This is a genomic window from Thermoanaerobacter ethanolicus JW 200 (assembly GCF_003722315.1).
Classification (GTDB): Bacteria; Bacillota; Thermoanaerobacteria; order Thermoanaerobacterales; family Thermoanaerobacteraceae; genus Thermoanaerobacter; species Thermoanaerobacter ethanolicus.
In genome coordinates this window covers 2,621,510-2,634,007 of sequence record NZ_CP033580.1, presented here as the reverse complement: position 1 = coordinate 2,634,007, position 12,498 = coordinate 2,621,510, and the positions used below count along the sequence as shown (strand labels likewise).

Genomic DNA, 12,498 nt, shown 5'->3' with positions numbered 1-12,498 from the left:
CACCTCCTATGCAAAAATATTAATATACCAAGTATACTAAATATACTACAATTATTCAATATATATTAATATTTACTTATGTATAAAAATAATAGATAGAGCATACACAAAATACTGTGTAGCCTATCTATTATCATAGTTTAGTTAAATTTAACCTGGCATTTTTTATCTATCAAAGTATATGTTTTTGCCTGTAGCAGAAAGAGGAATGCCTATAACAATTTCTCCTTCAATTAATTTTAACCTTCTTGCACTTACACCTATTCTATACATAACTCGATTATCCACATTCAAGAGACTGGCGGTTTTAACTGCAGACCCTACTGCTATTCCTAAGTCGATGAGCCTCCAGGCACATATGGGACCTGCGAATTCTGTACCTTCTCTAAAATCCCTTAGACTAGTGCAAAGATTATAACCGCAGGCGCCGCAATTTAGTCCAACTTTTTCTGGTTTATTTAATGAAATTAAAAGTACTGCACTGGAGTTAGCGACGTTTTTTGCATCCCTGTCAAAATTTTTCTTTCCGGATTCTTCGCCATATTTCATCATATCCTCTTTTAACATTACGAGGTCTTCACCTGTAATTACTTTTGTTTCTATAAAGTCTTTTCCAGTTGCTTTAGGTGCTGTTCTCGCTGATAATGCCATCAAATGAGCAGCTAATTCAATTACATCCATAATGTCTCCCTCCGTATTTTTAAGATGAATGCGTTATTTATTATAATTTTGCTATATTTTTTTGCTTTTTGCAAGAAGGGTTGATAAAATTTTATCAAAAATTATTATTATATTTCTTTTTGTGATATAATATATCTGAATTACTTTATAATTTCTAATAGAATATCACAATGGGGGTATATTATGTATACTAAAAGCAATTGTCTTATAGCACAATCGGGTGGTCCTACAGCTGTTATTAATTCCAGTCTGTATGGAGCTATAATGGAAGCTTCACGCTCGGAGAAAATTGGTAAAGTTTATGGTGGGATAAACGGCATAGAAGGTATAATAAAAGGCAATATTATTGACATATTTGATATTCCCTATGAAAGAATAAAACAAATGAGATTTAGCCCTGCGGCTGCATTAGGGTCGTGCCGATATAGGTTAAAAGACTATTTAGAGGATGAAGAGGAATACAAAAAGTTAATAGAAATTTTTAAGAAATACAACATTAAATATTTTTTCTACATAGGTGGCAATGATTCTATGGATGCCGTTGACAAAGTCAGTAAATATGCAAGAGAAATAGGTTTTGAAATAAATGTAATTGGAATTCCTAAGACTATTGATAACGATTTGATGTTTACAGATCATTCTCCTGGTTTTGGAAGTGCGGCAAAATATATAGCCACAACTACTTTAGAACTTGCTTTAGATGCGGAAGTGTATGAGACTAAGACAATTAACGTACTCGAAGTGATGGGCAGAAATGCAGGTTGGCTTACCGCTTCTTCTGCTTTGGTTAAAGAAAGATTGCCCCATTTGAAACAACTTATTTATCTTCCTGAGATACCTTTTAATGAGGAAAGATTTTTAGAGGATGTAAATAAAGCTTATAAGGAATATGGCAATGTCTTTATAACTGTATCAGAAGGACTTATGGATGAAAAAGGGAATTACATTGGAAGAAAAGAAAATGCTTATCATAAAGATGCTTTTGGTCATCCTCAACTGGGAGGAGTAGGAGACTATATAGAAAAGCTTGTAAAAGAGAAAATATATAAACGTGTCAAAATGACCAGACTTGGTGTAACGCAAAGATGTGCAATGCACTTGGCATCTAAAGTGGATTTTGAAGAAGCTGAAATGTTGGGGAGGGAAGCAGTAAAGTATGCGTTATGTGGTGAAACCGGGAAAATGATAAGCCTTGTAAGAGAAAGAAATTACCAATACACTGTTAAAACGGATATTGTAGATGTTGATAAAGTGTGTAACAAGGAGAAAAAAGTGCCTTTAAATTGGATAAATGAAGAAGGTAATTATGTCACTGAAGAATTTTTTGATTATGCAAGACCCCTTATACAAGGAGAAGTGAAGGTCCCTATGGTAGAAGGGCTACCTTATTATACAAACTTAAAATATGCGATATAAAAGCAGGAATAAAATCCTGCTTTTTTAAAATTCTTCTATTGTAGCATTGCTATATTGTTTATTACTTTCTATAAACACGATAAGTATTGATAATATAGGGAATAATAGATTTAAATAAGCATAGGGAAGATAGTCAATGACTTTTACTCCTAAAACTGCAGAAGGAAGCATTGCTGCTAAATTCCAAGGTATTATACCGGCAAGTATCATGCCTGAATCTGCTATTGCTCTTACCATCATATCACTTTTTACGTTAAGATTTCTAAATACGTCTAACATTATGCGGGAAGGTAAAATTACAGAAAGGGCTTGATTGCAAGTTATTACTGCCATTAAAGTGCTTAATAACATTGTGACCAAATAGGCAATTTTAGGGTTTTTAATTTTTTGGGCTTTTCTAAAAACTGCTTTTATAATTCCTGTCCCTTCTAATATTCCAGAGAGAGCGGTAGCAAAGGTTACTACTCCTATCATTGGGAAGATTGAAATCATACCTCCTCCTGAAAAGATAGATTTAAATTCTGGAATATTAGATATATTTCCCAACATAATGACTTTTAAAGAATCTATAGGGTTATAACCATTTAGTAAAGAGACAAAGTAGGAGAGAAGGACAGCAATTGAAAGATTTATCTTTGTAGAAATCCTGAAAAAAGCCAACGTTATAATCATTATAGGAGCTAAAAACAAGAAAAAGTTTATTTTATAATTTTTCAAAATTATAGCTGCAAGATTGTCAAAGGTGTGCGGCGAAGAAATATTAATGTGAAGACTTAAAAGATAGTACAATAAACCAGTTAATACAAAAGTAGGAATCGCGGTTTTAAAAAGAGATTTAAGTACATTGTATTGTTCAATTTCTCCCATATCTGACAGAAGAATAACATTTCCTGCAAGGGGAGAAGTCCTATCTCCTATAAAAGAACCGGATATTACTGCACCAGCAACTATTGGAAGAGAATAGCTAAAGCCATGGGCTAGTCCCATTATTACTATCCCAATAGTACTAGCGGTTCCTACAGCTGTACCTAAAATCATTGAGATAATAGAGGTTGTGATAAAAGACACCACCAAAAAAGCTTGTGGTTTTAAAAAGTGGGAGGCGTAGTAAATAAGAGCAGGAAGGGTTCCATTCTGTTTCCACAAGGCAACGAGGGCTCCTATCAAAAGGAGTATAATCATCACATTTATACCTTTTTTAATTCCTTTAATTGACATATTGACAAGTTCTTGAGGCGAAAAACCGTTTATCAAAACAATAGCAAAGGTTATTATATAGCTTATAAAAAGCGGTATATAGGGAGGTTGGTGAAAAACTAATACCATTGTCATGGTTATTGCTAAAATTAACAAAAAAGTTATAAGTGAGATTCTAAATTTGTTTTCCATTTTTCACTGCTCCTTTTAGTAATGAAGAAGTTATTTATAAGGTATTACGTGAATTTCTATATTTTTTGCTTTTTTAATTAACTTTATAACAGTAGAACCTCTAAAAAAGGTTTGCAGTCTTGACCTTTGAGAATGCCCTATTATTATTTGTGTAATGTGCATTTGCTTTGCAAATTTTAAAAGCTCATCAGACACGCTTTTTCCTGTCAATGTGTAGACTTCTGCTCCTAATTGTTTTGCTAACATAAAATGGCTTTCTAAAACTTCTTTATCTTTTTCAGTAAGTTTAGGTGCAAGAAAATGTGTACAGTTTACATACACTACTACCCAATCACATTTGAATCTTCTTGCTCTCCTTGCACCCCTTCTTATAAGCTTTTTAGATAGTGGATTTGGTGTTATACACACCATTATTTTTTCATTTGTTTCCCATGTATCAGTTATTCCATGCTCTTTCATATATTCTTCTAATTCTATATCTACTTCTTCGGCGGTAAGTCTTAGCATTAACTCTCTTAAAGCATTTAAATTTCCCTTTCTAAAAAAGTTAGATAGACACTCATCGACTTTGCTTACTGGATAAATATCTCCTCTTTTTAATCGATTAAGCAAAGCATCAGGAGTCAAATCTACAGCAACAATTTCATCTGCGCTATCGACTATGCTGTCAGGGATTGTTTCTCTTACAGCAACACCTGTGATTTGTTGAATAACGTCATTTAAACTTTCTAAATGTTGGATGTTAAGTGTTGTAATTACATTTATTCCATGGCGCAAAATTTCTTCCACATCTTCATATCTTTTTTTGTGCTTAGAGCCAGGCGCATTCGTATGTGCCAATTCATCTATCAAAACTACTTCTGGTTTACGAGCAATTATGGCGTCGGTATCCATTTCTTCTAATATCATGCCGTGGTATTCAATTTTTTTTCGCGGGATTATTTCTAAATTTCCTATTTGTGCTTCTGTCTCTTTTCTTCCATGAGTTTCCACATAACCTATTACTACATCTTGACCTCTTTTAAGACGCCTGTTGCCTTCATTGAGCATTGCATAAGTTTTTCCAACACCAGGAGCATATCCTAAGAATATTTTTAATTTTCCTCGCTGTTGCTTTTTTATAATTTCTAAAGCTTCTTCAGGAGTTAACCTCCTAAAACCTTCACTCATTAAATTTACACGCCCTCCACAGTTTGATTATATCTTTGTTTGAGCATAATGATTTCATACAACTATAATAATATGAATCTTATTAAAAATCAATAAAAAGAGAGAGCAATTGCTCCCTCACATTTTTTCAAACATATCTTTTCCTACTCCACAGTCCGGGCAGACCCAATCATCAGGCAATTCTTCAAAAGGAGTTCCTGGTTCAATTCCTTGTGATGGGTCTCCTTCTTCTGGATCATAGATGTACCCGCATACTGTGCACTGCCACTTTTCCATAAAAAATACCCCCTTGATGTTTTCCTCTATTATAGCAGAAATTAGCAAAGAAAATCAAGGGGGGAATGTAAATAAGGCAAAGGTATTAGCAAGTCATAGTTGAAGTTCCAAGGTACTCACTGACAATTTTCATAGCGCAGAATTTTCCGCACATACTGCAAGTTTTGGCTGTAGATATGTTTTTATTGACGCGATATTTAAAAGCTTTATCAGGGTCTATAGAAAGCTTTATTTGGTCATCCCAGTTTAAGGCTTTTCTAGCTCTAGCCATAGTTAAATCTTTTTCTTTAGCACCTTTTACGCCTTTTGCGATATCTGCAGCATGGGCAGCTATTTTTGCTGCAATAACGCCTTCTTTGACATCTTCTTTGTCTGGAAGTCCGAGATGTTCAGCGGGTGTAACATAGCAAAGGAAATCAGCACCAGAAGCTGCTGCAATTGCTCCTCCGATTGCTGAAGTTATGTGGTCATAACCAGGAGCTATATCAGTCACAATAGGGCCAAGCACATAAAAAGGAGCGTTGTGACAAAGTTGTTTTTGAAGTTTTACATTTGCTTCAATTTGGTCAATTGGCACATGCCCGGGTCCTTCTACCATAACTTGAACTCCTGCCTCTCGAGATTTCTTTACCAATTCGCCAAGGATTATAAGTTCTTGAATTTGTGCTGCGTCTGTAGCATCTTCAAGACAACCTGGACGCAGTCCATCTCCTAAGCTTAGAGTTATGTCATATTTTTTAGCAATATCAAGGAGCCTATCAAAATGTTTATACAAAGGATTTTCTTTGTCGTTATGGAGCATCCAAGCAATTGTAAAGGAGCCACCGCGGCTTACTATATCCATCACTCGGCCGTTGTCTTTAAGCTTTTTCAATGATTCAAATGTTAGACCACAGTGGACTGTAATAAAATCAACCCCGTCTTTTGCTTGTTCTTCTATAACTTCAAAAATAAATTCTTCAGGCATAGCTACAATGCTACCGTATTTGGATATAGATTCTACAGCTGCTTGATACATAGGGACAGTGCCTACAGGGACAGGGGAATTTTCAAGTATTTTTCTACGAGATTGGTTAATGTCGCCCCCTGTGCTTAAATCCATTACCGCATCTGCTCCAGCTTTTACAGCAACATTTAATTTTTCAATTTCTTTTTCAATTTCAGGGTATGCATCAGAGGTTCCTATATTGGCATTTACTTTTGTCGATAAACCCCTTCCTATGCCTTTGGGAATGAGGTTTTTGTGGTTGATGTTTGATGGTATTACTATTTCTCCTTTTTTAACTCCTTCTAAAATAAATTCTTCGTCTACTCCTTCATACTCTGCGACTATTTTCATCTCTTTTGTGACAATGCCTGAAAGGGCGTATTCCAATTGTGTCATAATAAAAACCTCCTTAAAAAATAAATAAACCATGGGGATTATAGCCATGGCAGATGACCACATCCCTACGCAGGTACTAACCTAACAGGTTCGATGGGTTAAAAGGCAACACCTTTTTCTCAGCCGGTTACGCCGGCACCCCATGTGGCAAATATTAAATTTTTATAATCGATAGAGTATAAATATTATACAATATTATTATACCACTAAAAAAAATCGGCGTATATTAAAATTTAGAAAAAATTTAAGAAAGAGTACAAAAAAAGTTCTTGACTTTACAGTTTCAAAGTGATAACATAGATTACAACATGCAAAATTGAATATATTACACACAAACCTCTTATCAAGAGTGGTGGAGGGACTGGCCCGATGAAACCCGGCAACCGGCATTTATATGCGTCTGGTGCCAAATCCTGCAGGTTAGGGTGTCTAACCTGAGAGATGAGAGGAGTGGCGGATTATTAGGCCCTCTTCTCATTGAGAAGAGGGCCTAAAAATTTATTTGGAGGTGTGACATGAAAATAAAAATCGGATTATTAGGACTTGGAACAGTAGGAACAGGAGTATATAAATTGATAACTTCAAGAGGAGGTCATATAAGGGAGAGTACAGGGGTTTATCCTGAGATAAAGAAGATACTCGTGAAAAATCTCAATAAGCCAAGGAAAGTGAAGGTAGAAGGACTACTTACCCAAAATGCTGAAGAAATTTTGAAAGATAAAGAGATAAAAATAGTTATTGAAGCAATAGGAGGTATTTCTCCAGCTTACGAATATGTGAAGGAGGCTTTGGCTTCAGGGAAGCATGTAATCACTGCAAATAAAGAATTGATAGCTAAGCATGGAGAAGAATTAAATGAAATAGCAGAAAAGAATAGAGTATTTCTAAAATGTGAGGCAAGTGTAGGTGGGGCTATACCTATACTGCATCAAATTGATAGATTAAAAATTACAGATGAAATAGATTTTGTAGGCGGTATAATAAATGGCACTACTAATTATATTCTCACCAAAATGACTACTGAAGGTAGAAGTTATAAAGAAGCACTTAAAGAAGCCCAGCAATTAGGATATGCAGAAGCAAATCCCGATTATGACGTAAAAGGCTTTGATGCCCTTTATAAACTTGCTATATTAATGAGGAAAGTGTTCAATATAAACGTGCCAGTAAATTCTATAACCAGAAAAGGAATAGACGAAATCACGACTCAAGATTTAAATTACATCAATAAGTGGGGATATAAAATAAAATTATTTGCCTGGGGCAAAAAAGTCAAAGATGGCATCTTTGCAGGAGTGGAACCAGTTTTAGTCGAAGAAAATAATATTTTGTCAAGGATAAACGACGTAAATAATGCTATCATACTTAGAGGGGATAGTTTTGGTGAATATGTTTTTGTAGGAAAAGGTGCTGGAGAACTTCCTACAGGGGATGCTGTAGTGGCAGATTTAATTGATATATTGTTAAACTATGATATCAAAGATAATAAGAGGATAAACTTTCTTCCAATTCGTCAGGGAAGTTTTACAGATACTTTTTATATAAGGCTTGAAACTCATAAAGAAAATATTTTAGGTTTGAAAAAAGTTTTAAAGTTTTTAAAAGAACAAAAAGTATCAATTGTGGAATCTTCCTATGAAAACGGCACATTTACAGCTATTGTTAAAATGAAGAAAAGTGTTGAGACATTTACAGAAAAATTAGAAAAAATAACCGAGATAAAAACTATTTTTAAAGTTTTGCAAGAGGATATAACAGAAGAAGTAAGTAAATTTGAGGATTTTGTAGAAGTGATTTAAAAAAATTTTGTGAAAGGAGTTAAAAGTATGTCTAAAAAATATGGTTTTTCAACTTTGGCAATTCATGAAGGGTGGGAGCCTGACCCAACTACGGGAGCTGTAGCCCTTCCTATATATCAAACTTCTTCCTTTGCTTTTAAAAGTACTGAGCACGCTGCAGACCTCTTTGCCTTAAAAGAAGAAGGGTATATATATACTCGAATGATGAACCCCACAGTTGACGTTTTTGAAAAGAGAATAGCTGCATTAGAAGGTGGGGTAGGTGCCCTTGCTGTATCTTCAGGTCAAGCAGCTATAACGCTGGCAGTTACTAATATCGCAGGAGTAGGAGACGAGATTGTATCTTCTACCAATCTTTATGGAGGGACTTATAATCTTTTTGCGACTACTTTGAAAAAGTTTGGTATAAATTTTAAGTTTGTGGACCCCAGCAATCCTGAAAACTTTAAAAGTCAAATAACAGATAACACAAAAGCTTTGTACGTTGAGACTATTGGCAATCCAAAGATTGACGTGGCTGACATTGAAAAAATAGCAGAAATTGCCCACACTGCAGGAATTCCTCTCATTGTAGATAATACTTTTGCAACTCCTTACCTTGCACGGCCTATCGAGTTTGGGGCTGATATAGTGGTACATTCGGCGACTAAATTTATAGGTGGACATGGGACTTCTATAGGTGGAGTTATAGTAGATTCTGGAAAATTTAATTGGGACAATGGAAAGTTTCCAGAACTTACAGAACCAGATCCAAGTTATCATGGTATAAGGTATGTAAAAGATGTAGGCGAAGCAGCTTATATTGTAAAAGCGAGGGTGCAGCTTTTAAGGGATTTGGGTACTGCTTTGAGTCCATTTAATGCATTTTTATTCGCACAAGGATTAGAGACTCTATCTCTTAGGATGGAAAGGCACAGTCAAAATGCTTTAAAAGTTGCAGAGTTTTTAGCTTCTCATCCCTACGTTTCGTGGGTGAATTATCCAGGACTTAAATCAAGTCCCTATTATGCTTTGGCACAAAAGTATTTGCCAAGAGGGCAAGGAGGAGTTTTGACTTTTGGTATAAAAGGTGGATTAAAAGCAGGCATTAAGTTTATAGAGAGTTTAAAATTATTTACTCATCTTGCTAATATAGGGGATGCAAAGTCTTTGGTTATACATCCAGCCAGCACGACCCATCAGCAGTTATCAAAAGAAGAACAGTTAGCTTCTGGTGTTACGGAGGATATGATAAGACTTTCTGTAGGGCTGGAAGACATAGAAGATATATTAGAAGACCTTGATAATGCCCTTTATGCATCGCAAGAATAGATAAGGAAAGGTTGATGTAAATGATAGTTGAGGAAAAAAAGGTTACACTAAAAGGGAAAAATATATTCACTACAGAAAGTGGATATAGCTTTGATGAACTTACTATTGTTTATGAAACTTATGGAAAATTAAATAAAGAAAAAAATAACGTGATACTTGTGGAACACGCTTTAAGTGGCAGTGCCCATGCAGCAGGTATGCATCCTGGGAAAAATAACGTGGGCTGGTGGGACCCTTTAATTGGTCCGGGCAAGTATATTGATACAGATAAGTATTTTGTCATATGCTCTAACTTTCTTGGCAGTTGTTATGGAACGACAGGCCCTTCTTCTATAGACCCTAAAACAGGAAAACCTTACGGTTTAAGGTTTCCAAAAATTAATATAAGAGACATGGTGAGAGTGCAGAAACTTCTTCTAGATTATCTTGGCATAGACCGGATAAAAGTCGCTATTGGAGGGTCTATGGGAGGAATGCAGGCTTTAGAGTTGGCAGTGACATACCCGGATTTAGTGGATAAATCTATTGTCATAGCTGCTGATTATAAGCTTACTCCTCTTAATATTGCGTATAATCATGTAGGAATACAATGCATACTAAATGACCCACATTTTTACGGCGGTGATTACTATGATAAGCCCCATAAACCTGATAAAGGATTGAGCACTGCCAGAATGCTGGGAATGATAACCTACAAAAGTGGTGATTTATTTGACTATAGATTTGATAGGTTAAGAGATGAAAACAATTTTGAAGTGGAAAATTACCTCAACTATCATGGTTTGTCTTTTATAAACAGGTTTGATGCAAATTCATATTTATATATTTTATGGGCTATGAATGAACATGACATTACGAAGCCTTATGGTTCTTTGAAGATGGCACTTAAAAGGATTAAAGCGGAAATACTCATGATAGGGATAGATACAGATATGATTTTTCCTTCTAAGTACATGAGGGATTTCATTAAAAAACTTAATGCTTCAGGAGGGTGTGGCAAATTTGAAGAAATATCTTCAATGCAAGGTCATGACTCTTTTTTGGTGGATATAGATAAGATTGGACCTATTATTTCGGATTTTATAGAAGAAACATACAATAAAGAAATGGTTTGTGTATAATTGTAAAAGAACAGTCCCTTTTAAAAGGGGTTGTTCTTTTTTATGTGCGCCCGGCATGGGCGATAGCTAGGCGGTGAAAGTCCGCTGTGGGCTTGGTAGTGGGAACCACTAGCCAAAAGCAAGGGTGTCCATCGTGAGGTGGAATCTGAAGGAAGCTTAAGGCAAAATCTCGGTCTGATGAACAAGAACCAGATAAGAGGCTGAATTGGGATGGATGAGTTTGCGTAACAAAACGAAGTCCAACACTACCCGAATCCCATACAGTAAATCTGGCAGATATATGAGATGAAAGTTATCGTTCTTACCCGGGGAGGTCTCAAGGATAAGTCATGGAAGTAAAATCTGAAGTGAGAACCCATGCAGTGATGTATGGCTGAACCTTGAGAAGTCAGCAGAGGTCATAGTACTTATCTAGACATGAATAGATAAGGAAGGACCGAACGTTAGGAGGTTTTGGAAATCTTATGGACTCGAAAGATATGCAGAGACTGCAGACAACTCAACAAAGAGGCTATCCGTTGAATAGAGAAATGGAATTTCAAAAGACAACGGAAGTGCATAGTATATCATCGGCGTCGGAAGATGGAAGAAACGAAGTACAAAGATATACCAGCAAGATGCTTGAAATGATAGTAGAACGAAGGAACATGGAAGCAGCATACAAGCGCGTTGTTGCAAATAAAGGAAGCCATGGAGTCGATGGGATGGAAGTAGATGAACTTCTACCGTATCTCAAAGAAAACTGGGCAACCATAAAACAACAACTGCTGGAGGGGAAATACAAACCACAACCAGTGCGAAGAGTAGAAATTCCCAAACCAGATGGAGGAGTAAGACTACTAGGAATACCTACAGTACTAGACAGACTAATACAACAAGCAATAGCCCAAATACTAAATAAAGTCTACAACCATACATTTTCAGATAGCAGTTATGGATTCAGACCAGGACGCAGTGCAAAAGACGCAATAAAAGCCGCAGAAGCATACATAAATGAAGGATACACGTGGGTTGTAGATATGGACTTAGAAAAGTTCTTTGACAGAGTAAACCACGACATAATAATGTCCAAACTAGAAAAGCGGATAGGAGATAAAAGGGTACTAAAGTTAATACGAAGATACCTAGAATCAGGAGTAATGATAAACGGAATCAAAGTATCAACAGAAGAAGGGACACCCCAAGGAGGGCCATTAAGTCCCCTATTAGCAAACATAATGTTGGACGAACTAGACAAAGAACTTGAGAAACGAGGGCATAAATTCTGCCGATATGCAGATGACTGCAACATATATGTAAAAAGCAGGTCTGCAGGAAACAGAGTAATGAAGAGCATAAAGAAGTTCATAGAAAGCAAATTAAAACTAAAAGTCAACGAAGCAAAAAGTGCTGTAGATAGACCATGGAGAAGAAAATTTCTTGGATTTTCATTCTATACAAAAGAAAACGAAGTAAGAATAAGAATCCATGAAAAATCCATCAAAAGGTTTAAGGAAAAAGTAAGAGAAATAACCAATCGGAACAAGGGAATAAGCATGGAAAACAGAATAAAAAGACTAAATCAAATAACAACAGGATGGGTCAACTATTTTGGATTAGCAGACGCGAAAAGCATAATGAAAACCCTTGACGAATGGATAAGGCGAAGACTAAGGGCATGTATATGGAAACAATGGAAGAAGATAAAAACGAAGCATGATAACTTAGTAAAACTAGGAGTAGAAGAACAAAAAGCCTGGGAATACGCCAATACAAGGAAAGGCTACTGGAGAATATCCAATAGCCCAATCCTAAATAAGACTCTTACAAATAAATACTTTGAAAGCATAGGTTATAAGAGTTTATCCCAAAGATATCTAATTGTACACAATTCCTAATGAACCGCCGTATACCGAACGGTACGTACGGTGGTGTGAGAGGACGCTGAATAAAATAATTATTCAGCTCCTAC

At 35.8% G+C, this 12,498-nt stretch carries 10 protein-coding genes and 2 riboswitches; of the genes, 5 read left to right on the top strand and 5 right to left on the bottom strand.

All coding sequences use genetic code 11. From position 1 onward, the window contains the following. Positions 1-165: 165 nt before the first annotated feature. A complete protein-coding gene (locus tag EB239_RS13065) occupies positions 166-681 on the bottom strand; it encodes a ferredoxin domain-containing protein (protein ID WP_003871225.1) in 516 nt (171 codons plus the stop codon). Between the two features lie 183 nt (positions 682-864). Between EB239_RS13065 and EB239_RS13060 the strand changes: the two genes are divergently transcribed. Next, a complete protein-coding gene (locus EB239_RS13060) occupies positions 865-2,097 on the top strand; it encodes a 6-phosphofructokinase (RefSeq protein WP_003871224.1) in 1,233 nt (410 codons plus the stop codon). Between the two features lie 24 nt (positions 2,098-2,121). On the opposite strand, the gene EB239_RS13055 is transcribed toward EB239_RS13060, so the two are convergent. The 4 genes from EB239_RS13055 to thiC all read right to left on the bottom strand — a co-directional run bounded on the left by EB239_RS13055 (position 2,122) and on the right by thiC (position 6,316). Continuing rightward, positions 2,122-3,486, bottom strand: coding sequence for a Na+/H+ antiporter NhaC family protein (locus EB239_RS13055; protein WP_003871223.1), 1,365 nt, complete (start codon positions 3,484-3,486; stop codon positions 2,122-2,124). A gap of 30 nt (positions 3,487-3,516) precedes the next feature. Continuing rightward, positions 3,517-4,656, bottom strand: coding sequence for a universal stress protein (locus EB239_RS13050; protein ID WP_003871222.1), 1,140 nt, complete (start codon positions 4,654-4,656; stop codon positions 3,517-3,519). A 117-nt stretch (positions 4,657-4,773) separates the two neighbouring features. Next, entirely contained in the window at positions 4,774-4,932 is a 159-nt protein-coding gene (rd, locus tag EB239_RS13045; protein WP_003871221.1) for a rubredoxin, read from the bottom strand. A gap of 85 nt (positions 4,933-5,017) precedes the next feature. Then, positions 5,018-6,316: a phosphomethylpyrimidine synthase ThiC gene (gene thiC / locus EB239_RS13040; protein ID WP_003871220.1), complete on the bottom strand. Its 1,299-nt coding sequence runs from the start codon at positions 6,314-6,316 to the stop codon at positions 5,018-5,020. Between the two features lie 45 nt (positions 6,317-6,361). Further along, positions 6,362-6,469: riboswitch (TPP riboswitch) on the bottom strand. Positions 6,470-6,653: 184 nt separating this feature from the next. Continuing rightward, positions 6,654-6,764: riboswitch (SAM riboswitch) on the top strand. A gap of 67 nt (positions 6,765-6,831) precedes the next feature. Between thiC and EB239_RS13035 the strand changes: the two genes are divergently transcribed. The 4 genes from EB239_RS13035 (at position 6,832) to ltrA (ending at position 12,424) form a co-directional block, all read left to right on the top strand. After that, positions 6,832-8,115, top strand: a complete 1,284-nt coding sequence (locus EB239_RS13035; RefSeq protein WP_003871219.1) for a homoserine dehydrogenase — start codon at positions 6,832-6,834, stop codon at positions 8,113-8,115. A 27-nt stretch (positions 8,116-8,142) separates the two neighbouring features. Further along, positions 8,143-9,426 (top strand): homocysteine synthase, encoded by a 1,284-nt coding sequence (locus tag EB239_RS13030; protein ID WP_003871218.1) that lies wholly within the window; start codon positions 8,143-8,145, stop codon positions 9,424-9,426. A gap of 20 nt (positions 9,427-9,446) precedes the next feature. Beyond that, positions 9,447-10,547, top strand: coding sequence for a homoserine O-acetyltransferase MetX (gene metX, locus EB239_RS13025; protein ID WP_003871217.1), 1,101 nt, complete (start codon positions 9,447-9,449; stop codon positions 10,545-10,547). Positions 10,548-11,011: 464 nt separating this feature from the next. Beyond that, positions 11,012-12,424, top strand: a complete 1,413-nt coding sequence (ltrA, locus tag EB239_RS13015) for a group II intron reverse transcriptase/maturase (protein ID WP_129545087.1) — start codon at positions 11,012-11,014, stop codon at positions 12,422-12,424. Positions 12,425-12,498: the final 74 nt, after the last annotated feature.